General features: G+C 65.3%; 21 protein-coding genes. 15 read left to right on the top strand and 6 right to left on the bottom strand.

What is annotated here, in order from left to right:
* Positions 1-3 precede the first annotated feature (3 nt).
* The 11 genes from IAE37_RS04585 (at position 4) to IAE37_RS04535 (ending at position 12,403) form a co-directional block, all read left to right on the top strand.
* Entirely contained in the window at positions 4-489 is a 486-nt protein-coding gene (locus tag IAE37_RS04585; RefSeq protein WP_201169879.1) for a copper chaperone PCu(A)C, read from the top strand.
* A 26-nt stretch (positions 490-515) separates the two neighbouring features.
* The gene (locus tag IAE37_RS04580; protein ID WP_201169877.1) at positions 516-953 is read left to right on the top strand and encodes a DUF2946 domain-containing protein; all 438 of its coding nucleotides are present in this window, start codon (positions 516-518) and stop codon (positions 951-953) included.
* Positions 954-1,019: 66 nt separating this feature from the next.
* The gene (locus IAE37_RS04575; RefSeq protein ID WP_201169875.1) at positions 1,020-3,077 is read left to right on the top strand and encodes a TonB-dependent copper receptor; all 2,058 of its coding nucleotides are present in this window, start codon (positions 1,020-1,022) and stop codon (positions 3,075-3,077) included.
* A gap of 57 nt (positions 3,078-3,134) precedes the next feature.
* The gene (locus tag IAE37_RS04570; RefSeq protein ID WP_201169872.1) at positions 3,135-4,502 is read left to right on the top strand and encodes a PepSY-associated TM helix domain-containing protein; all 1,368 of its coding nucleotides are present in this window, start codon (positions 3,135-3,137) and stop codon (positions 4,500-4,502) included.
* A gap of 172 nt (positions 4,503-4,674) precedes the next feature.
* Positions 4,675-6,081, top strand: a complete 1,407-nt coding sequence (cycA, locus tag IAE37_RS04565; RefSeq protein WP_201169870.1) for a D-serine/D-alanine/glycine transporter — start codon at positions 4,675-4,677, stop codon at positions 6,079-6,081.
* A gap of 186 nt (positions 6,082-6,267) precedes the next feature.
* Positions 6,268-7,533 carry an urea ABC transporter substrate-binding protein gene (urtA, locus tag IAE37_RS04560; RefSeq protein ID WP_201169868.1) on the top strand — a complete coding sequence of 422 codons (1,266 nt, stop codon included), beginning with the start codon at positions 6,268-6,270 and terminating at the stop codon, positions 7,531-7,533.
* Positions 7,534-7,640: 107 nt separating this feature from the next.
* The gene (gene urtB, locus IAE37_RS04555) at positions 7,641-9,128 is read left to right on the top strand and encodes an urea ABC transporter permease subunit UrtB (protein WP_201169866.1); all 1,488 of its coding nucleotides are present in this window, start codon (positions 7,641-7,643) and stop codon (positions 9,126-9,128) included.
* Complete coding sequence (gene urtC, locus IAE37_RS04550; protein WP_201169864.1) at positions 9,128-10,207, top strand: urea ABC transporter permease subunit UrtC; 1,080 nt, start codon at positions 9,128-9,130, stop codon at positions 10,205-10,207. Before urtB ends, urtC begins: the two co-directional genes overlap by 1 nt.
* Positions 10,204-11,061, top strand: coding sequence for an urea ABC transporter ATP-binding protein UrtD (gene urtD, locus IAE37_RS04545; RefSeq protein ID WP_201169862.1), 858 nt, complete (start codon positions 10,204-10,206; stop codon positions 11,059-11,061). The genes urtC and urtD overlap by 4 nt, the downstream gene beginning before the upstream one ends.
* Before the next feature lie 96 nt (positions 11,062-11,157).
* Positions 11,158-11,856: an urea ABC transporter ATP-binding subunit UrtE gene (gene urtE, locus IAE37_RS04540; protein ID WP_201169860.1), complete on the top strand. Its 699-nt coding sequence runs from the start codon at positions 11,158-11,160 to the stop codon at positions 11,854-11,856.
* A gap of 31 nt (positions 11,857-11,887) precedes the next feature.
* Positions 11,888-12,403 (top strand): GNAT family N-acetyltransferase, encoded by a 516-nt coding sequence (locus IAE37_RS04535; protein WP_201169857.1) that lies wholly within the window; start codon positions 11,888-11,890, stop codon positions 12,401-12,403.
* A gap of 105 nt (positions 12,404-12,508) precedes the next feature.
* On the opposite strand, the gene IAE37_RS04530 is transcribed toward IAE37_RS04535, so the two are convergent.
* Both IAE37_RS04530 and cbpA read right to left on the bottom strand, forming a co-directional pair.
* Positions 12,509-12,814, bottom strand: a complete 306-nt coding sequence (locus tag IAE37_RS04530) for a chaperone modulator CbpM (RefSeq protein ID WP_201169854.1) — start codon at positions 12,812-12,814, stop codon at positions 12,509-12,511.
* Positions 12,815-12,816: 2 nt separating this feature from the next.
* Positions 12,817-13,770, bottom strand: a complete 954-nt coding sequence (cbpA, locus tag IAE37_RS04525) for a curved DNA-binding protein (protein ID WP_201169851.1) — start codon at positions 13,768-13,770, stop codon at positions 12,817-12,819.
* A 163-nt stretch (positions 13,771-13,933) separates the two neighbouring features.
* Between cbpA and IAE37_RS04520 the strand changes: the two genes are divergently transcribed.
* The gene (locus tag IAE37_RS04520) at positions 13,934-15,205 is read left to right on the top strand and encodes an Hsp70 family protein (protein ID WP_201169850.1); all 1,272 of its coding nucleotides are present in this window, start codon (positions 13,934-13,936) and stop codon (positions 15,203-15,205) included.
* Between the two features lie 114 nt (positions 15,206-15,319).
* Here the strand turns inward: IAE37_RS04520 and IAE37_RS04515 are convergent, their stop codons facing one another.
* Both IAE37_RS04515 and IAE37_RS04510 read right to left on the bottom strand, forming a co-directional pair.
* Positions 15,320-16,327, bottom strand: a complete 1,008-nt coding sequence (locus tag IAE37_RS04515; protein WP_201169847.1) for an AI-2E family transporter — start codon at positions 16,325-16,327, stop codon at positions 15,320-15,322.
* Between the two features lie 71 nt (positions 16,328-16,398).
* Positions 16,399-16,671, bottom strand: a complete 273-nt coding sequence (locus tag IAE37_RS04510) for a PsiF family protein (protein ID WP_201169845.1) — start codon at positions 16,669-16,671, stop codon at positions 16,399-16,401.
* 139 nt (positions 16,672-16,810) lie between these two features.
* Here IAE37_RS04510 and IAE37_RS04505 point away from each other — a divergent pair, with 139 nt between their 5' ends.
* A complete protein-coding gene (locus tag IAE37_RS04505; protein WP_201169843.1) occupies positions 16,811-17,683 on the top strand; it encodes a DMT family transporter in 873 nt (290 codons plus the stop codon).
* Here IAE37_RS04505 and IAE37_RS04500 read toward each other — a convergent pair.
* Positions 17,680-18,570: an esterase/lipase family protein gene (locus IAE37_RS04500; protein ID WP_201170013.1), complete on the bottom strand. Its 891-nt coding sequence runs from the start codon at positions 18,568-18,570 to the stop codon at positions 17,680-17,682. The genes IAE37_RS04505 and IAE37_RS04500 overlap by 4 nt on opposite strands.
* Positions 18,571-18,694: 124 nt before the next feature.
* On the opposite strand from IAE37_RS04500, the gene osmE reads away from it, so the two are divergent.
* A complete protein-coding gene (gene osmE / locus IAE37_RS04495) occupies positions 18,695-19,036 on the top strand; it encodes an osmotically-inducible lipoprotein OsmE (RefSeq protein WP_201169841.1) in 342 nt (113 codons plus the stop codon).
* A 45-nt stretch (positions 19,037-19,081) separates the two neighbouring features.
* On the top strand, positions 19,082-19,612 hold the full coding sequence (locus tag IAE37_RS04490) for a ferritin-like domain-containing protein (protein ID WP_201170010.1): 531 nt from the start codon (positions 19,082-19,084) through the stop codon (positions 19,610-19,612).
* A 151-nt stretch (positions 19,613-19,763) separates the two neighbouring features.
* On the opposite strand, the gene IAE37_RS04485 is transcribed toward IAE37_RS04490, so the two are convergent.
* Entirely contained in the window at positions 19,764-21,830 is a 2,067-nt protein-coding gene (locus IAE37_RS04485; protein WP_201169839.1) for an AsmA family protein, read from the bottom strand.
* Between the last annotated feature and the right edge of the window lie 190 nt (positions 21,831-22,020).

Genomic DNA, 22,020 nt, shown 5'->3' with positions numbered 1-22,020 from the left:
ACCATGCTCAAGCAAGCTCTCGTACTGGCTGCCCTGCTGCTGCCCGGCGCCTACGCCAACGCACATGAATACACCGTGGGCGACCTGCACATCGCCCACCCGTGGTCGCTGCAACTACCGCCCAATGCGCCCAATGTCGCCGCCTATTTCATCGTGCACAACAATGGCAAGGCCGATGACCGTCTGTTGGGCGTCGACAGCCCGATCAGTGACGATGCGCAGTTGCACGAGCACACCATGAGCGCCAGCGGCGCCATGCAGATGCAGCAGGTGCAAAGCGTGGTGGTGCCTGCCGGCAAGGACCTGACCTTCGCCCCCAGCGCCTACCACGTGATGCTCATGCAGCCCAAGGACCGCAGCCTGCTCGGCGATGGCAAGCGCTTCCCGCTGACCCTGCACTTCGAAAAGGCCGGTGACATCACCGTCGAGGTGGCCGTGCAGAAGCAGGCGCCGGCGGACCAGCCGCAGGCTCACGAACACGCGCACTGACCGCTAGCTGACAGGTGCTCGCCAGCATGAGCCTGCCGCGCAACAGCCACAGCCCTACCTCCCGCCCTGAACGCAGGCGCGTCGGTGGCGGCTGGCTGAGCCTGTTCGCCATGTGGATGATCTTCATCGGCCCACTGATTTCCCAGTCGATGCCGATGGACCACCACGCCGGCATGAGCATGCCGATGGACATGTCGATGTCCATGCCTGCGGCCCACGCCCACGGCAGCGACTCCCATCACGGCCACGGCAACGATGGCCAGCTGCATGTGATGTGGGAAAAATGCGGCTACTGCAGCCTGTTGTTCAATTGCCCCGCGCTGCCGCAAACCCTCAGCCCGCTCAGCGTCGCCAGCGCCGCTCCCATTACCCTCACTGCCGCGCCCACACGCCAGGGCCACGCCCGGCAGGCTGTATTCCCTGGTGCGCGCAGCCGCGCGCCGCCCCTTTCGATCAGCGTCTGACACCCCCGGTATCGCACGGAGCCAAGAGGCTTCGCGCCCACTCATGACTGATCGACTGGAATCACTATGTCCGGCTGCACCCCTGTTTCAGCTCCCTTCCTGCGAGGGACATTCGCCGCACTGTGCGGCTCGCTGCTCGCGCCCATGGCCCTGGCCGCCGACCCTGGCCATGAGGGCCATGACGCCGAGCTGAGCCCGACGGTGATCACCGCCCTGGCGCCGAGCTCGCCGCTGACCGTGGTCACCAACCCCAAGGACCCTCGCCAGCCAGTACCGGCCAGCGATGGTGCCGACTACCTGAAAACCATCCCCGGCTTCTCGGCCATCCGCGCCGGCGGCACCAATGGCGACCCGGTACTGCGCGGCATGTTCGGCTCACGCTTGAACATCCTCACCAACGGCGGCGTGATGCTCGGCGCCTGCCCCAACCGCATGGACGCCCCGACCTCGTACATCTCGCCGGAAACCTACGACCGCCTCACCGTGATCAAGGGCCCGCAAAGCGTGATCTGGGGCCCCGGCGGCTCGGCTGGCACCATCCTCTTCGAGCGTGAACCGGAGAAGTTCGGCACCCTCGGCAGCCGCGTCAACGCAAGCCTCCTGGCCGGTTCCAACGGCCGCTTCGACAAGGTGCTCGACGCCGCAGCGGGCAACAGCCAGGGCTACGCGCGCTTCGTCGGCAACCAGTCGCGTTCGGACGACTACCACGATGGCAACGGTGACACCGTGCCGTCGCGCTGGGACAAATGGAACGGCGACATCACCCTGGGCTGGACGCCCGACGCCGACACCCTGCTCGAGCTCACCGCGGGCAAGGGCGATGGCGAGGCACGCTATGCCGGGCGTGGCATGGATGGCGCGCAGTTCAAGCGCGAAAGCCTGGGCTTGCGATTCGAGAAGTCCAACCTCGGCGAGGTGCTCGACAAGGTCGAGGCACAGGTCTACTACAACTACGCCGACCATGTGATGGACAACTACAGCCTGCGCACGCCATCGGGCACCGGCATGATGGCCGGCCCCATGGCCGCTGCCGTCGACCGCCGCACCTTGGGCGCGCGGATCAAGGCCACCTGGCGCTGGGCCGACGTGCAACTGATCAGCGGCCTCGACGCGCAGACCAACGAGCACCGCGCGCGCAGCGCAATGGGCGTCGACACCTACAAGAACCTGCCTTGGACCAAGGACGCCGATTTCCACAACTACGGTGCGTTCGGTGAACTGACCTGGTACGCCACGGGCGAGGACCGCGTGATCACCGGTCTGCGCCTGGACCGCGCCTCGGCGCGGGATTTTCGCGACGACAGCGCGACCGCAGGCAATACCCGCGCCGACACCCTGCCCAGCGGTTTCGTGCGCTACGAGCATGACCTGACGGCACTGCCTGCCACTGCTTACATCGGCCTCGGCCATGCCCAGCGCTTCCCCGACTACTGGGAGCTGTTCTCCCCGGACCAGGGGCCTAGCGGCTCGGTCAACGCCTTCGACAGCATCAAGCCGGAGAAGACCACCCAGCTCGATTTCGGCATCCAGTACCGCGACGCGCGCCTGGAAGCCTGGGCATCGGGTTATCTCGGGCAGATCCGCGACTACATCCTGTTCGACTATCGCAGCGCGATGATGGGCATGAGCACCTCCCAGGCGCAGAACATCGACGCACGCATCATGGGCGGTGAGCTGGGCGCGGCCTACAAGCTGACCGAACAGTGGAAGGCCGATGCCACCCTGGCCTACGCCTGGGGCAAGAACAGCAGCGACGGTAAGGCGCTGCCGCAGATGCCGCCACTGGAGAGCCGCCTGGGCCTGACCTACAGCCGCGATAGCTGGAGTGCCGGCGCGCTCTGGCGGCTGGTGGCGGCGCAGAACCGCATCGCCGAAAGCCAGGGCAACGTGGTCGGCAAGGACTACGACAAGAGCGCCGGCTTCGGCGTGTTCTCGCTCAACGGCACCTACAAGGTGAACCACAACCTCAAGCTCAGCGCAGGGGTCGACAACCTGTTCGACAAGACCTACGCCGAGCACCTGAACCTGGCCGGGAACGCCGGGTTCGGCTACCCGGCCATAGATCCACAGCCGGTGAACGAGCCAGGCCGGACCTTCTGGACCAAGGTCGATTTGAGCTTCTGACAACAACAACGGGCGCGTCCACGGGCGCGCCCTCAGCTGGTCAAACAGGAGGTTCCCATGAGCGGAACACGTGTTTCCTTCTACAACCTGGCCTGGCGCTGGCATTTCTATGCCGGGCTGTTCGTCGCCCCTTTCATGATCCTGCTGGCGCTCACCGGGATCATCTACCTGTTCAAGCCACAGCTCGATCCGTGGATGTATCGCGACCTGATGGTGGTCGAGGCCGGTCACCATCGACAGACCGCCGATGCCTTGCTGGCCGAAGTCGCCAAGGCTTACCCGAAGGGCCATGTCGGCCAATACCTGCCGCCGCTCGACGCCGAGCGCAGCGCGCAGTTCGTGGTGCATGACGGCGGCCGCGAGCTGAACGTGTTCGTCGACCCATACAGCGGCAAGGTCCTCGGCGAGCAGGATGGCAAGCAAAACCTGCAGGCGATTGCCCGGGCGCTGCATGGCGAGCTGATGGTCGGCACGGTCGGCGACCGGCTGGTGGAGCTGGCGGCAGGCTGGGGCATCGTGCTGGTGGTGTCCGGGCTGTACCTGTGGTGGCCGCGCGGACGGGGCGGCAAGGGCGTGCTTTGGCCGCGCCTCGGTGCCAAGGGCCGTGTGCTGTGGCGCGACCTGCATGCGGTGACAGGGTTCTGGGGCTCGGCGCTGCTGTTGCTGATGCTGGTCAGCGGCATGACCTGGACGGGAATGTGGGGCAAGCAGTATGCCGATGTGTGGAACACGTTCCCGGCGGCCATGTGGAACGACGTGCCCAAGTCGGACCAACAAGCGCGCGAGCTGAACAGCGCGCATCGCCAGACCGTGCCATGGGCGATGGAAAACACGCCGATGCCACAGTCTGGCGCGCATGCCGAACATGCCGGGCACCACATGATGTCCGACATGCCTGCCGCGCCGCAGGTCAGCTTGCAGCAGGTCGAGGACATCGCCACTGCACGCCAGGTCGAGCCGGGCTACAGCATCACCTTGCCGACCACCGCCGACGGCGTGTTCACCCTCTCGGTGTTCGCCGACGACCCGCGCAACGACGCCACCCTGCATGTCGACCAGTACACCGGCGAGGTGCTGGCGGACGTGCGCTGGGCGGACTACAACCCAGTGGCGCGAGCCACCGAACTGGGGGTGATGCTGCACGAAGGTCGGATGTTCGGGCCGTTGAACCAGATCATCATCCTGCTGGTGTGCCTGATGATCCTGCTGGGGTCGGTGAGCGGGCTGGTGATGTGGTGGAAGCGCAGGCCAGAGGGTGGGCTGGGCGTGCCACCGCTGCGCCATGACCTGCCACGCTGGAAGACCGCCGTGGGCGTGATGCTGGTGCTCGGGGTGATGTTCCCGCTGGTGGGGGTGTCGATGCTGGTGATGTGGGTGGTGGATAGCCTGGTGGTAAGGCGGCGTCGGGTGCTGGCCAGCGCCTGAGTTTCAGCCTGTGCCGGCCTCTTCGCGGCGGTTCGGCACGAAGAGGCCGGCACAGGCGAAACCCTGCTACCCAAAAGTCGAGTCGATCTGTCGCGCCCCTATCTGGCACGCCCGTGTTAGCCTACCCGGCTATTTCACACAAGAAGACTGACTCTCAAGGGAATGCAGCCTAATGACCCAATCGTCACCCACTGCGCCAGATGACCAGCATCTGCAACGCAACCTGACCAACCGCCACATCCAGTTGATCGCCATCGGCGGCGCGATCGGCACCGGCCTGTTCATGGGCTCGGGCAAGACCATCAGCCTGGCCGGCCCGTCGATCATCTTCGTCTACATGATCATCGGCTTCATGCTGTTCTTCGTCATGCGAGCGATGGGCGAGTTGCTGCTGTCGAACCTCAACTACAAGTCGTTCATCGATTTCTCCGCCGACCTGCTAGGCCCCTGGGCCGGCTACTTCACCGGCTGGACCTACTGGTTCTGCTGGGTGGTCACCGGCATCGCCGACGTGGTGGCGATCGCCGCCTACACGCAGTTCTGGTTCCCCGACCTGCCGCAATGGATACCGGCGCTGACCTGCGTCGCCGTGTTGCTGTCGCTGAACCTGGTGACGGTGAAGATGTTCGGCGAGCTGGAGTTCTGGTTCGCCCTGATCAAGATCGTCGCCATTCTCGGCCTGGTCGCCACCGGCCTGTACATGGTCGTCACCGGCTTCACCTCGCCCAGCGGCAGCACCGCGCAACTGGCCAACCTGTGGAACGACGGCGGCATGTTCCCCAACGGCCTGATGGGCTTCTTCGCCGGTTTCCAGATCGCCGTGTTCGCCTTCGTCGGCATCGAACTGGTCGGCACCACCGCCGCCGAAGCGAAGAACCCCGAGCGCACCCTGCCACGGGCGATCAACTCGATCCCGATCCGGATCATCGTGTTCTACGTGCTGGCACTGGTGGCGATCATGGCCGTGACGCCCTGGCGCGACGTGGTGCCGGGCAAGAGCCCGTTCGTCGAGCTGTTCGTGCTGGCCGGCCTGCCAGCGGCGGCGAGCATCATCAACTTCGTGGTGCTGACCTCGGCGGCGTCGTCGGCCAATAGCGGCGTGTTCTCCACCAGCCGCATGCTCTACGGCCTGGCCCAGGAAGGCGATGCCCCACGCGCCTTCGAGCGCCTGTCGCGCCGCGCCGTGCCGGCCAACGGCCTGTACTTCTCCTGCACCTGCCTGCTGCTGGGCGCGGTGCTGATCTACCTGGTGCCCGACGTGGTCACGGCCTTCACCCTGGTCACCACGGTGTCGGCGGTGCTGTTCATGTTCGTCTGGACGCTGATCCTGCTGTCCTACCTGAACTACCGCAAGCACCGTGCTGCGTTGCACCAGGCGTCGAGCTACAAGATGCCCGGCGGGCGCTTCATGTGCTATGTGTGCCTGGTGTTCTTCGCCTTCATCCTGGTGTTGCTGAGCCTGGAGGCCGACACCCGGGCGGCGCTGGTGGTCACGCCGATCTGGTTCGTGGTGCTGGCGATCACCTACCAGTTCGTGCGCAGCAAGCGCCATCCGCGCAGCGCTGTGCGTAACGGCTGATATAGCAGGGGGCCGCTACGCGGCCCCATTGCTGTGCATACACATCCTCCCGGCACCAACCTGGACCGCCGCAACGCCCTATAACCTCGCACACCCCGTCTAATCCGCCCATTTCGCCGCTCGGCACACCCCTTGCAACGCCCCTCCCGCTTGGCCAACACCATAAAAACTCAGCGGAGAGAGCACATGAAGCGTCGCAGTCTGATCAAGGCCTTTACCCTCAGCGCATCGATCGCAGCGATGGGCCTGAGCTGGAGCATCCAGGCCGCCGAGACCATCAAGGTCGGCATCCTGCATTCGCTGTCGGGGACCATGGCGATTTCCGAGACGTCGCTCAAGGACATGGCGCTGATGACCATCGAGCAGATCAACGCCAAGGGCGGGGTCAATGGCAAGCTGCTCGAGCCGGTGGTGGTGGACCCGGCATCGAACTGGCCGCTGTTCGCCGAGAAGAGCCGCCAGCTGCTGACCCAGGACAAGGTCGCCGTGGTGTTCGGCTGCTGGACCTCGGTGTCGCGCAAGTCGGTGCTGCCGGTGTTCGAGGAGCTCAATGGGCTGCTGTTCTACCCGGTGCAGTATGAAGGCGAGGAAATGTCGCCGAACGTCTTCTACACCGGCGCGGCGCCCAACCAGCAGGCCATCCCGGCGGTCGAGTACCTGATGAGCGAGGACGGCGGTGGCGCCAAGCGCTTCTTCCTGCTGGGCACCGATTATGTCTACCCGCGCACCACCAACAAGATCCTGCGCGCCTTCCTGCATAGCAAGGGCGTGGCCGACAAGGACATCGAGGAGGTGTACACACCGTTCGGCCACGCCGACTACCAGACCATCGTCGCCAACATCAAGAAGTTCTCCGCTGGCGGCAAGACTGCAGTGATCTCCACCGTCAACGGCGACTCCAACGTACCGTTCTACAAGGAGCTGGCCAACCAGGGCCTGAAGGCCACCGACGTCCCGGTGGTGGCCTTCTCGGTGGGTGAGGAGGAACTGCGCGGCATCGACACCAAGCCACTGGTCGGCCACCTGGCGGCGTGGAACTACTTCGAATCGGTGGACAACCCGGTCAACCAGCAGTTCGTCGCCGACTGGAAGGCCTACGCCAAGGCCAAGAACCTCCCGGGCGCCGACAAGGCGGTGACCAACGACCCGATGGAGGCCACCTACGTCGGCATCCACATGTGGGCGCAGGCAGTGGAAAAGGCCAAGTCCACCGATGTCGACAAGGTCCGCGAGGCCCTCGCCGGGCAGACCTTCAAGGCGCCGTCGGGTTTCACCCTGACCATGGACAAGACCAACCATCACCTGCACAAGCCGGTGATGATCGGCGAGATCCAGGACGACGGGCAGTTCAGCGTGGTGTGGGAAACCGAGCAGCCACTGCGGGCGCAGCCGTGGAGCCCGTTCATTCCGGGCAACGACAAGCGGCCGGATTATGCGGTGAAGGCCAACTGAGTGTAGGGGCCATTCGCGGGTAAACCCGCTCCTACAGGGCAGCGCTGGCCGTGTAGGAGCGGGTTTACCCGCGAAGAATCCACCGCCGATTTTCCAGGATTGCTCGCATGCTCAGATTCCTGCTCACCCTACTGCTCCTGCTACCCCTGGCCACCCAAGCCAGCGAAGGCGAATTCTTCCTCACCGCCAAGCCCGCCGAGCAGGCCCACCTGCTCCAGGACTGGGCGGCTCAGCCAGAGCCGGCCAGGCTCGCCCTGCTCGAAGAGTTGAAGCAAGGCCGCATCGCCCCAGACGACACCCGCAAGGTCCGCCTCAACAACCGCCTGCGTGGCCTGATCGACAACGCCCTGGCCAGCCACCAGTTGCTCAGCGACGACAGCGCAACCCGCCTGACGGCTGCCCTGCAACTGCAAAAGAGCGCGCAACCGGCGCAGATGGCCTACCTCGACCGGCGCTTCGCCAGCGAAACCGACCCTGCGGTGCACGCTGCTCTGAGCCTGGCCCTGGCCAACCTGCAACTGGGCGCCAGCGAACCTGCGGTGCGCCTGGCCGCCGTACGCCTGCTCGGTGAGACCGGCGACCCGCTGGCCCGCACACGCCTTGAAGCCCTGCTGCAGGACGGCGCCGAAACCGATGCCAACGTGCGCAACGCCGCCGAAACCAGCCTGGCCCAGGTCAAGCGCAAGCTGCTGTTCGGCGAGCTGCTCGGGCAGGCCTTCAGCGGCCTGTCGCTGGGCTCGATCCTGTTGCTGGCGGCCTTGGGCCTGGCCATCACCTTCGGCCTGCTCGGGGTGATCAACATGGCCCATGGCGAAATGCTCATGCTCGGTGCCTACAGCACCTACATGGTCCAGGTGCTGGTGCAGCGCTACGCCCCTGGCGCCATCGAGTTCTACCCGCTGATCGCCCTGCCGGTGGCGTTCGCCGTCAGCGCCGGGGTCGGCATGGCGCTGGAGCGCACCATCATTCGCCACCTCTATGGCCGGCCACTGGAGACCCTGCTGGCGACCTGGGGCATCAGCCTGATCCTGATCCAGGCCATCCGCCTGCTGTTCGGCGCGCAGAACGTCGAGGTGAGCAACCCGGCCTGGCTGTCCGGCGGGGTGCAACTGCTGCCCAACCTGGTGCTGCCCTACAACCGCCTGGTGATCATCGGCTTCGCCCTGGCCGTGGTGCTGCTCACCTGGCTGCTGCTCAACCGCACGCGGCTGGGCCTGAACGTGCGGGCGGTCACTCAGAACCGCAACATGGCTGCCTGCTGTGGCGTCTCCACTGGCCGCGTCGACATGCTCGCCTTTGGCCTCGGCTCGGGTATCGCCGGGCTTGGCGGCGTGGCCCTGAGCCAGGTCGGCAACGTCGGGCCAGACCTCGGCCAGAGCTACATCATCGACTCGTTCCTGGTCGTGGTGCTGGGCGGTGTCGGGCAACTGGCCGGCAGCCTGTGGGCCGCGTTCGGCCTCGGTATCGCCAACAAGCTGCTGGAGCCGCAGATCGGTGCGGTGCTCGGCAAGATCCTCATCCTTGCGTTGATCATTCTGTTCATCCAGAAACGCCCGCAAGGCCTGTTCGCCCTCAAGGGACGGGTAATCGACTGATGAACCAGCCACTGCTTGTCACCGCTGCGCAAAAGGCCGGGCTGCGCCTGTCGCTGGCCATCGGCGCCGTCGTCGTCCTGCTGTTGCTGGCTCTGCCGGCGCTGTCGCTGCTACCGGCCGGGCACGCCCTGCAGGTCTCGGCCTATACCCTGACCCTGGTCGGCAAGGTGCTCTGCTACGCCATCGTGGCGCTGGCCCTGGACCTGGTCTGGGGCTATGCCGGGCTGCTGTCGCTCGGCCATGGCCTGTTCTTCGCCCTGGGCGGCTATGCCATGGGCATGTACCTGATGCGCCAGGCCGCAGGCGACGGCCTGCCGAGCTTCATGACCTTCCTGTCGTGGACCGAGCTGCCCTGGTACTGGGCCGGTACCCAGCACTTCGCCTGGGCCCTGTGCCTGGCGGTGTTGGCACCGGGCCTGCTGGCGCTGGTGTTCGGCTGGTTCGCCTTCCGGTCGCGGATCAAGGGCGTGTACTTCTCGATCATGACCCAGGCCCTGACCTTCGCCGGCATGCTGCTGTTCTTCCGCAACGAGACCGGCTTCGGCGGCAACAACGGCTTCACCAGCTTCCGCAGCATCCTCGGCTTCGACATCGCCGCGCAGGGCACCCGGGCGGTGCTGTTCACACTCACCGTCGGCCTGCTGCTGGCCAGCCTGTACCTGTGCTGGCGCCTGACCACCAGCAAGTTCGGGCGCCTGCTCACCGCCGTGCGCGACGCCGAGAACCGGCTGATGTTCTGCGGCTACGACCCACGCGGCTTCAAGTTGCTGGTGTGGGTGCTGAGCGCCGTGCTGTGCGGCCTGGCCGGGGCGCTGTACGTGCCCCAGGTAGGCATCATCAACCCCAGCGAGATGTCGCCCACCAATTCCATCGAAGCGGCCGTGTGGGTAGCTCTGGGTGGCCGTGGCACGCTGATCGGGCCACTGCTCGGCGCCGGCCTGGTCAACGGCATGAAGAGCTGGTTCACCGTGGCCTTCCCGGAGTTCTGGCTGTTCTTCCTCGGCGCGCTGTTCATCCTCGTCACCCTGTACCTGCCCAAGGGCGTGGTCGGCCTGCTGAAGAAAAGGAGCCAGCCATGAAAGGCATCCCGCCGGTGCACCCGGAATTCATGCTCGAACCGGTCTTCGACCCACTGGGCAGCGGCCGCGAGGCGATCGGCCTGGGCCACGCTCGCAAGGCCGGCCTGGACACCCGTCACGGCACGGTGCTGAGCCTCGAGGACATCAGCGTCAGCTTCGACGGCTTCAAGGCGTTGAACGCCCTGAACCTGTACATCGGCGTGGGCGAGCTGCGCTGCATCATCGGCCCCAACGGCGCCGGCAAGACCACGATGATGGACGTGATCACCGGCAAGACCCGCCCCGACACCGGCAGCGCCTATTTCGGCGACACCCTCGACCTGACCCGCATGAGCGAATACCAGATCGCCCAGGCCGGCATCGGCCGCAAGTTCCAGAAACCCACCGTGTTCGAGGCGTTGACCGTGTTCGAGAACCTCGAACTGGCGCTCAAGGCCGACAAGTCGGTATGGGCCAGCCTGGCAGCGCGCCTGAGCGGCGAGCAACGTTCACGCATCGAGGAGGTACTCACCACCCTGCGCCTGCTGCCACTGGCCCAACGCCAGGCAGGCTTGCTCTCGCACGGGCAGAAGCAATTCCTGGAAATCGGCATGCTGCTGGTGCAGGAGCCACGCCTGCTGTTGCTCGACGAGCCGGTGGCGGGCATGACCGATGCCGAGACCGAGTTCACCGCCGAGCTGTTCAAGGGCCTGGCCGGCAGCCACTCGCTGATGGTGGTGGAGCATGACATGGGCTTCGTCGGCAGCATCGCCGACCATGTCACCGTGTTGCACCAGGGCAGTGTGCTGGCGGAGGGGTCGCTGGAGCAGGTGCAGGCCGATGAGCGGGTGGTCGAGGTGTATCTGGGCCGTTAGACAAGGAAACCTGTGCCGGCCCTTTCGCGGCTAAAGCCGCTCCTACAGTCGCGAAAGGGCCGGCACTGGTGCCACATTTCTTTCAGGAATACGCACATGCTCAAGATCGACACCCTGCACCAATACTACGGCGGCAGCCACATCCTGCGCGGCCTGTCCTTCGAGGCCAAGGTCGGCGAAGTCACCTGCCTGCTTGGGCGCAACGGCGTCGGCAAGACCACCCTGCTGCGCTGCCTGATGGGCCTGGTGCCGGCTCGCGAAGGCAGCATCGAGTGGGAAGGCAAGCCAATCACCACGCTCAAGCCGCAACAACGGGTCCACGCCGGCATCGCCTACGTACCCCAGGGCCGCGAGATCTTCCCGCGCCTGACCGTGGAAGAAAACCTGCTGATGGGCCTGTCGCGTTTCTCCGCCCGTGAGGCACGCGAAGTACCTGCATTCATCTACGAACTGTTCCCGGTACTGGAACAGATGAAACAACGCCGAGGCGGCGACCTCTCCGGCGGCCAACAGCAGCAGCTGGCCATCGGTCGCGCCCTGGCCAGCCGCCCCCGGCTGCTGATCCTCGACGAACCCACCGAAGGCATCCAACCTTCGGTGATCAAGGAAATCGGCGCGGTCATTCGCCGCCTGGCCGAACGCGGCGACATGGCCATCCTGCTGGTCGAGCAGTTCTACGACTTCGCCGAGGAGCTGGCCGACCAGTACCTGGTCATGGCCCGTGGCGAGATCGTCCAGCGTGGGCGCGGTGAAAACATGCAGGCCGAAGGTGTGCGCGGGCTGGTAACCATTTAATCTGCATCCATCGACCCTGTGAGACGCTGCAATGAGCCACGACATCCGCGATGCCTTGCCCACCGACGTGCCGGGCATCCTCGACATCTACAACGACGCGGTGCGCAACACCACCGCGATCTGGAACGAAACCCCGGTGGACCTGGCCAACCGCCAGGCCTGGTTCGCCGCCCGCGCCCAACAGGGCTATCCGATCCTGGTGGCGGTGGATGACAGCGGCGTGCTGGGCTATGCCTCGTTCGGCGACTGGCGGCCGTTCGAGGGCTTTCGCCTGACCGTGGAGCATTCGGTGTACGTGCGTGGCGACCAGCGCGGCAAGGGCCTGGGGCCACAGTTACTGGCGGCGCTGATCGAGCGTGCGCGTGGCTGCGGCAAGCACGTGATGGTCGCGGCTATCGAGAGCGGTAATGCGGCGTCGGTGCGCCTGCACGAGCGGCTGGGGTTCGTGGTGACCGGGCAGATGCCGCAGGTGGGGGTGAAGTTCGGGAAGTGGCTGGACCTGACGTTCATGCAGCTGGTGTTGAACCCGGGGGCGGAGCCGAGCTGAGGGATTTAGCGCCTGCGCGGGCCTCTTCGCGGGTAAACCCGCTCCTACAGAGGGCAACACCCTGTAGGAGCGGGTTTACCCGCGAAGAGGCCCGCGCAGGCCACCTCACATCTGGATGAACCGCCCCAGCCGCTGCCTCAGCATGCTGTTCTCGGTGCGCAACTGCTGCACCTCCTGCAGCAGTTCCAGGGCCAGCGCCACCCCTTCCCATTCGAGCTCCAGCTCCTGGTGCAGCTTGGCCGCACGCTTGGCCACGAGCGGCGCCTGATCGTCGAACAGCCAGTCTTCCGGCGTTCTTCCCAACGGCTCGACAATCCCATGCTCGACGATTTCGATCACGCAGTCGGCCGTGATGTCGGCCTCCTGGCAGAGGGTACGCATGTCCAGTTGAACGATCAGGGTGCTGCTCATGATCACTTACTCCATTGTGTCCTCGGGTCGAACGCCGCCTTCTCGGAAAGCTGGCTCCACAATTCACGGGCCGCGGCATCGGATGCCGGTGGCATCACCACCTTGAGCTGGGCGTAGAGGTTGCCGCGCTCGCCCTGCTTGTTCGCCAGGCCCATGCCAGGCACCCGCAGGCGCTGGCCGCTCTGGCTGTCGGGGCGGATGGTCAGGTTGATCTTGCCGGTCAGGGTCGGCACGGCCACCTTGGTGCCCAGCGCCGCTTCCCACGGCGCCAGCGGCACGGTGATGATCAGGTCGTGGCCTTCGACATCGAACAGCGGGTGCGGCGCCATGCGGATGGTCAGGAACAGGTCGCCATTGGCGCCGCCGCCCACGCCCGGCGCGCCCTGGCCTTTCAGGCGGATGCGTTCGCCGTCGGTCACTCCGGCGGGGATCTTCACGTTCAGGGTCTTGGTGGTGAACCCGGTACGCTGGCCCGCGGCGTTGGTCTGCGGCACCTGGAAGCTGATCTGCTTGGATTCCTTGCTCAGGGTTTCTTCGAGGAAAATCGCCAGTTCCAACTCCACGTCCTGCCCTCGCCTGCCGGCACTGCGCTGTTGCCGGGCGCCACCGAAGGGGTTGCCACCCCGTGCGCCGAAAATGGAGCTGAAGAAATCAGAGAAGTCGCCGCCCTCGAAACCGCCGCCCGCACCGCCACGGCTCTCCCAGCCCGGTGGCGCCTGGAACGGCCGGCCATGCTGGCCGCCGTACTTGCGGATCTCGTCGAACTCGGCGCGCTTCTCGGCGTCGCCCAGCACTTCGTAGGCCTCGTTGGCCTCCTTGAATTTCTCCTCGGCGTCGCGCTCCTTGCTGACGTCGGGGTGATACTTGCGCGCCAGCTTGCGGTACGCGGTCTTGATCGCCTTCTCGTCCGCCGTGGGCTCTACGCCAAGTATCTTGTAATAGTCTTTGAAGTCCATCTACGGATCACCCGTGTGAATTTGCGTGTTGCATCTGAAGATAAGGGCCAAGCATAGCCTTTCAAGGTTCGCTTGGCTTTGTCTTGGGGCAGACGACCGGTCTTGATTCTGTAGCCAACTGGCATACACTGCGCGGCCGTTTTGCCTCCGGAAGCCTGTTCCCATGTCTGACGTATCCCCGGCCCGCGCCCTCGGTATCGACTTCGGCACCTCCAACTCCACGGTCGGCTGGCACCGCCCGGGCGTGGAATCGCTGATCGCCCTGGAGGACGGCAAGATCACCCTGCCCTCGGTGGTCTTCTTCAACATCGAGGAGCGTCGCCCCGTCTATGGCCGCCTGGCCCTGCACGAGTACCTGGAAGGCTACGAAGGCCGCCTGATGCGCTCGCTCAAGAGCCTGCTGGGATCCAAGCTGATCAAGCACGACACCAGCGTGCTGGGCAGCGCCCTGCCGTTCAAGGACCTGCTGGGCATGTTCATCGGCGAGCTGAAAAAGCGCGCCGAGGCCGCCGCCGAGCGCAGCTTTGACCAGGTCGTGCTGGGCCGCCCGGTGTTCTTCGTCGACGAAGACCCGGCCGCCGACCAGGAGGCCGAGGATACCCTGGCCGAGGTGGCGCGCAAGATCGGCTTCAAGGACGTGTCGTTCCAGTACGAGCCGATTGCCGCAGCGTTCGACTACGAGTCGGGCATCAGCCGTGAAGAGCTGGTGCTCATCGTCGATATCGGCGGTGGTACCTCGGACTTTACCCTGATCCGCCTGTCGCCCGAACGCCACCAGGTGGCCGAGCGCCAGAGCGACATCCTCGCCACCGGCGGCGTGCACATCGGCGGTACCGATTTCGACAAGCAGTTGAGCCTGCAAGGCGTGATGCCGCTGTTCGGCTACGGCAGCCGGATGAAAAGCGGCGCCCTGATGCCCACCAGCTACCACCTGAACCTGGCCACCTGGCACACCATCAACGCCCTGTACGGGCAGAAGTCGCAGTTGGCCCTGGGCAGCATGCGCTACGACATCGAGGACACCCAGGGCATCGACCGCCTGTTCAAGCTGATCGAACAGCGCGCCGGCCACTGGCTGGCGATGGAAGTGGAAGCCAGCAAGATCGAGCTGACCGAACAGCCGAGCCGCACTATCGATCTGGGCCGGGTCGAGCCTGCGCTGGCTGCGCAGCTGACCCGGGTGCTGTTCGAGGAAGCCATCGAGGGGCTGCTGGAGCGCGTGCGCGGCAGTGTCGACGAACTGCTGGCCAAAGCGGGTGTGAGCCAGGAGCAGGTGGATACGGTGTTCTTCACCGGGGGTTCCAGCGGCATTCCGGCGCTGCGCAACAGCGTGGCGGCGATGCTGCCCAATGCGCGGCATGTGGAGGGCAACATCTTCGGCAGCATCGGCAGCGGGTTGGCGATCGAGGCACGCAAGCGGTACGGGGAGGCCTGACAACCCTCTAGCCTGCACTGGCCTCTTCGCGGGTTAACCCGCTCCTACAGGTCTCCACCAGGCCCTGTAGGAGCGGGTTTACCCGCGAAGAGGCCAGCGCAGGTCAACACATGATCAAACCAGCTCGGCGCGCTTCAGCTCGCTCTTCAGATACGCGTAATACACCGGCCCCGCCACCACCCCCGGCAGGCCGAACGCCGCCTCGAACACCAGCATCGCCAGCAGCAGCTCCCACGACTTGGCACTGATCTGCCCACCGACGATCCGCGCGTTGAGGAAGTACTCGACCTTGTGGATGACGATCAGGTAGCCCAACGCCGCCACCGCCACCCAGATCGACAGCGACAAGCCGACGATGGTGATCAGCGTGTTGGACATCAGGTTGCCGATCACCGGCAGCAAGCCCAGCAGGAAGGTCAGCACGATCAGGGTCTTGGTCAACGGCAGGTGCACGCCGAACAGCGGCAGCACCACTGCGAGGAAGATGCCGGTGAAGGTGGTGTTGAGCAGCGAGATCTTGATCTGCGCGAAGACGATGTTGCGAAACGCCTGTACCAGCAGGTTCAGGCGTTCGAACAAGGCCGCAGCCAACGGCTTGCGTCGGGAAATGTCGGGAATGCGCTGCAAGGCGACGATGGCGCCGAGGATCATGCCGATCAGCAGGGTCACGAACATGTGCGCCATGCCCTTGCCGACCAGTTGCAGCTCGCCCAGGTGGCTCTTCAGCCAGTCGCCGATGGCCACCTTGAACTCGGCGGCGCTGGCCGGCAGGTAGCCTTCGATGAATGGCGGCAGCTGGCCACGGGCACGCTCCACCAGGGCCATGAACTTGTCCAGCGAGGCGCCAGGGTTCTCGGCCTCGTGCAGCAGGAAGCTGAACGCGCCGGCGATCAGCAGCGTCAGGGTACTGACCACCAGGGTGCCGAGCAGGGCCACCGCCAGCCAGCGCGCACGCTGCCCGGCGATCAGCGGTTGCAGGCGCGGGGTGAGCATGTTCACCAGTTCGAACACCAGCAGCCCGGCCAGCAGACTGGGGAGCAACTTCAGGGGCAACGCCAGCAGCAGGCCGGCAAACACGATGATCCAGCTGGCCAGGGTGATCTGGCGGGGGGTGAAGGTCATACAGCCTCAACGGCAGACAACAGGAGAGGTCCGCAGTCTGCCAGCCTTCGTCCCGCAGGCATAGGCGCAGCTCACTTCTTCTTCAGGCAGTCGCTCATGAACGCCTTGCGTTCGTCACCCTTGAGCGCCTTGGTGGTGGCGTCGGCATTGCAGGTCTTCATCTTTTCCTGCTGGGTGGTTTTAAGGCATTTGCTCATGAACGCCTTGCGTTCATCGCCCTTGAGGGTCTGCTCGGTCGCCTCGGCGTTGCAGGTCTTCATCTTCTGTTGCTGGGCAGTGGCGGCGAATCCTTGCGCACTGAACAGCACGGCCAATGCCAGAAAGGGTACATGCAGCATCTTCATGGAGTGGTCTCCTTGGCTCCGCGCCCGATGCACGGGGATGCGCCTGAGTGTAGACAAATTTTTTTACATTCCACCCGGGCAGCAGCCGGCATACTGTGCGGCCAAGGCGCCTGCGCCGGTACAACGAGCCTCCTGCTGCATGAATTATGCGTTTCCCTTGATCGCCATCCTCATCTGGGCCGGCAACACCGTGGTCACCAAGCTGTCCGCCGGCGCCATCTTCCCGGCCGAGATCGGCTTCTATCGCTGGTTGCTGGCCGGGGCGCTGTTCACCCCGTTCCTGCTGCCCGCGACCTGGCGCAACCGGGCGGCGATCCGCCCGCACCTTGGCAAGATCGCCATCCTCAGCGTGCTGGGCATGGCCCTGTACCAGAGCCTGGCGTACTTCGCCGCTGGCATCACCAGCGCCACCAACATGGGCATCATCCTGTCGCTGATGCCACTGATGTCGCTGGCCCTGTCCATCGCCTGGCTGGGCCAGCGCCTGAGCTATGGCGCCCTGGTCGGCGCGCTGGTGTCGCTGGTCGGCGTGGTCACCGTGGTGTCCGCGGGGCACCCGGCCAACCTGCTGGCCCAGGGCCTCAACGGCGGCGACCTGCTGATGCTGCTGGCGACCGTGGCCTACGCCCTGTACAGCTTCCTGCTGAAGAAGTGGCAACTGCGCCTGCCGCCGATGCAGGTCCTGTACCTGCAGGTGCTGGTGGCCATCGTGGTACTGCTGCCGCTGTTCCTGCTTTCGGAAAAGACCGGCCTGAACGGCCACAACATCGGCCTGGTGCTGTATGCCTGCATGCTCGCCTCGATGATCGCCCCGCTGGTGTGGATGCAGGCCGTGCACCGCCTGGGGCCGAGCCGCACGACGCTGTTCTTCAACCTGCTGCCGGTGGTGACGGCGGTGATCGCCGCCGTGGTGCTGGACGAGCAACTGGCCAGCTACCACCTGGCCGGTGGCCTGCTGACCCTGGCCGGGGTGGTGCTGGCCGAACGCTGGACCACTCCCGTGCGCCGCTAGAGGCCGGCAGCCTTGAGCCGTGCGGCATGTTCGGTGAACAGCCGCAGCGGCTCGGCGCCCTTGCCTACCGCGCCGAGCGACTGGTTGACGATATCCAGGTGATCGAGCGGGTAATCGTCGCCGATGACCTGGCCCAGGTGGGAACTGAAGCGCCCGACCATGCCGTCGCACTGGCCCTTTTCCTTGACGAAACTGCGGGCGAACAGGCGGCAGAAATAGCTGCTGCCATCGAACCGATTGCGCCCTTGGTCGGTCAGGCCTGGCTGCACGGTGCCAGACCACGAGTAATAGCGCACCCCATTCACCTCGGCCGGCCCCTGGCCACCCCAGGTCTCGGGCAGGCCCTGTGGATAAGCCTGGTTGAACAGTGCCACCCCGGCGCTGGTCAGGGACTGGTGCGAGGCGTGCACGTCGAGCGGTAGCCGCTCATGGCGCCAACCGGTCTCCAGGCACATCTGCACGCGTGCCCAGCCAAGCAGAACCGCCTTGAGCGCATGGCCCCGTAGCGAGCCGCCCGGCGCCGTGCGCGACAGATGGTCGGCCAGTTCCGAACCGTGGTTGGGCCCCGCCACCGAAGTCACCGAGGCAACTCGCCAGGGGCGTTTGGCCGCCGCATAGCGGGCATTGAGGGCGCCCTGGCTATGGCCGATCAGGTTGACCCTGGCGGCCCCGGTGCGCTGGCAGATGTCTTCGATGATCGCCAGCAGCTGCTCGCCCCGTACCTCGTTCGAATGCAGTGGCGACACCTGTACCGGGAACACCTGCGCCCCGCCCTTGCGCAGCGCCGGAACGATACCGAACCAGTAGGGGTAGAGCAGCACGCGGACGAAGCCGAGCATGCCCGGCACCAGTACCAGCGGGTATCGCGTCGCCAGTTCCCCTCCCATGCCCCTGCCCTCGTCCATGGCCATTGGCCTCACCTTAGCTTGCGGCCAATGGCTATCGCAATCGAACTCCCGGCCCGCCGTGAGGTTCCAAACCTGAACAGACCCCTGAGCAAGGAGCGGGACCATGTACAAGCAGACCCTGGCAGTCCTTCTGGCTAGCGCCACCCTGGCCGCTTGCGGCAGCCGTCCGGAAAACCCGGTGGATTACGTCACCTACCGCGACGAGCCGCTGGTCAAGCAGGTCGAGAACGGTATGACCATGCAGAAGGTCATCAGCATCGGCGGCAGCCCGTCCAACGCCACCGACCTGCCCCACGGCGGCACCTGCAACGACTACATCCTCAACCGTGACGGCCACCAGCAGCCCTATTACGTGCGCTTCGACGCCACCGGGCATGTCGATGCCAAGGGCTTCAAGACCTGCAAACAACGCCAAGAAGACAGCGACGCCGCTCACGGCGCGTAAGTCTCGAGAGACCCCATGACCACCCTGATTCTTTCGGAGATGAACATGAACGCCACTGAACTGACCGATGTCCAGACCCTGCGCGAGCGTGCCCGCCAGCACGTGGAAAATGGCGCCGTGACCGAGGGCTACCACGCCGACCGCGAGCGCATCATCACCCTGCTCAACGAATCCCTGGCCACCGAGCTGGTCTGCGTGCTGCGCTACAAGCGTCACTACTTCATGGCCAGCGGCATCAAGGCGAGCGTAGCGGCAGCAGAATTCCTCGAGCACGCCAACCAGGAAAGCGAACACGCCGACAAGCTGGCCGAGCGCATCGTGCAGCTCGGCGGCGAACCGGACTTCAACCCCGACAACCTGAGCAAGAACTCCCATGCCCAGTACGTCGCCGGCAGCACGCTGAAGGAGATGGTGCTCGAAGACCTGGTGGCCGAGCGGATCGCCATCGACAGCTACCGCGAGATCATCCAGTACATCGGTGACAAGGATCCGACCACCCGGCGTATCTTCGAGGACATCCTGGCCCAGGAAGAAGAGCACGCCGACGACATGTCGGACCTGTTGCAAGGGTTGTGATCGTAGGGGGGCCGCTTTGCGGCCCATCGCGGCGCAAGGCCGCTCCTACAGGGACCGCGTATCCTCTGGGTTGACGCAGATCCTATGTAGGAGCGGCTTTATGCCGCGATGGGCTGCAAAGCAGCCCCATACCGTCAACCCCTGCAACCCCTTACTTCTTGCCCTTCACCGCAGCCGGCGCCTTGCCGGCTTTCATCTGCTCGAGCAATGGCGTGCACTGGTTCGGCTCATCGCCGCTGCTCGGCGCGATCAGCGCCAGCAGCCCCGCCGCCGGGCCCACCGCCACACCCAGCGCCACCATCCCCGCGCCGCGCAGGGCCAGCGGCACCGCCTGCACGCCCGCGCCCGGCTTGGCGAACGGCCCGCGCACGTACAGCGGCGAGCGCAGCGAGAACAGGCGCAGGCCCTTGGACTCGGGGGTGATCTTCAGATCCAACTGCTCGCTGGCGAAGTTGGCGGTGCCGTCGATGTAGATGATCGCGTTCTCGGTATCGAAGATGAACAACCGGGTGGTGGCAAGGCCATCCTTGATACCGACGTCCGCCGCCGCGCAATTGATCTTCACGTCTTCGTCGCCGAACAACTTGTCGACCACGTAGTTGCCCACGTTGAGCCCGGCGATTTCCATCAGGCTGCGGCTGATAGCGCCATCGTTGATCAACATGCGCAAGTCGCCATTGGCGGTGCCGAGCAGCGCCGCCACCGAATTGCCCCGGCCACGGATGTCGGCATCGCCGTTGAGCTGACCGAAACTGGTCTGCATCGGCGCGAAGCCCGGGAACAATTCCTTGAGTTTGAAACCGCGTGCGGTCAACTTGGCGTGGCCTTGCAACGGCACATTGCGGCCATCCAGGCGAATCACCGAGGCCAGGTTGCCACCGGCCACGCCGAAGCGCAGGGGCTGCAGGCGCAGCAGGCCGTCGTCGAGAATCACATGGGCGGACAGGTCGTTGAACGGCAGTTTTTCACTGTGCACGATGCGCTTGCCGGCGAAGGTCACGTCGGCGTCCATGGCGCGCCAGCGCTCGGTGCGGAACTCCTCGACCGGTAGTACCTTGCCGGCGGGCTGCTTGCTGGCACCGCCGCGAGCCTTCTGTTCGGCGTTGGAGTCGGCGCCGATCAGCGGCGCCAGGTCCTTGAACAGCAACTGGTTGGACACCAGGTTGCCAGACAACTTGGGCCGCGGCTGACTGGCGACGAAGGACAGGTCGCCATGAATGTCACTGTCGCCGATCTTGCCGTTGAAGCCCTGGTAGTCGAAGGTGGCGCCTTGTGCGGCATGCAGGTTGGCGCGCAGGTGACCGTCGGTGGAATAGGCCGGAGTGTCCGGCAGGGTCACACCGGTCAACGGATAGAGGTTGCCCAGGCTGGCGCCGGACAGGCGCAGGCGCAGGTCCAGGGCGCCCAGGTTGCGCGGGTCGGTCAGGGTGCCGGCCAACACCACATGGGTGTCGGCGATACGCACGTCTGCCTGCAGCGGGAACGGCTGCTTGGCATCCTGCAGCGCCAGCAGGCCGCCGATCTTGCCGGTGCCGGACACCGGCTGGTTCTTGTAGCGGCCTTCGGCCTTGAACCCGAACGCGTAGTCCTGGGCGCCGCCGGCCTTTTCCGCGCTGGCCTTGCCGACGATATCGCTGAACGGGATTGGCTTGCCGAGCGGGTCGACCTGCACCTTCATGCGGGTTTTCAGGGTCTGGTCGTCGAAACTGACGTTACCCTGGTCGAAGCCGATGGCGCCGATGTCCAGCTGCCAGTTGGAGGGTTGCTCGTTCTCGTCCTTGGGGCCGAAGTCGAAGGTCCAGTTGGCCCGGCCATCAGCCAGGCGAGTCAGGCTGGCGGTCGGCTTGGTCAGATCGATACGCGGGATGACGATCTGCTGGAACACCAGCGGCAGCGGCGCCAGGCGGAACTCGACGCGCTCCAGGCCAGCCATCTGCGGCTCCTTGAGCCAGTCGGGGTTGCCCAAGGTGATGTCCTCGGCGATGAAATGCGGCCATGGCACCCAGGCACGCCAGCCACCTTCCTCGGGCTCCGTGCGCCATTGGACGGCGAGGTTGCCGTTGATCGCGAAGGGCCGGTGCAAGGCCTCGGACACCTTGTCGTTCAACAGTGGCTTGACCCGGTTCCAGTCGAAGGTAGCGATCACCACCACCAGGATGGCCAGCAGGGTCAGCAGGCTGGTGAGGGTCCAGACGATGATTCTGGCGGGGCGCGTCATTGCGGGGTTCTCCTTTCGACACGGCAGGAACGGGTGCAGCAGGGGCCTTGATAAGTGGGACTGATGAAAGCCCCGAGGGTTTTATCGCGGTGCCATGATAGCCAATGTTTTTTGGCTTTTTGTTCTGCTTTGCCTTCGGACACGGTAGCACCCAAGGGCTTGCCGATCTGAAGCAAAAAGCCACCATCCG

This window comes from Pseudomonas sp. S31, from assembly GCF_016648105.1.
In the GTDB taxonomy this organism is placed as follows: Bacteria; Pseudomonadota; Gammaproteobacteria; order Pseudomonadales; family Pseudomonadaceae; genus Aquipseudomonas.
This window is presented reverse-complemented; position numbering and strand designations above follow the sequence as displayed.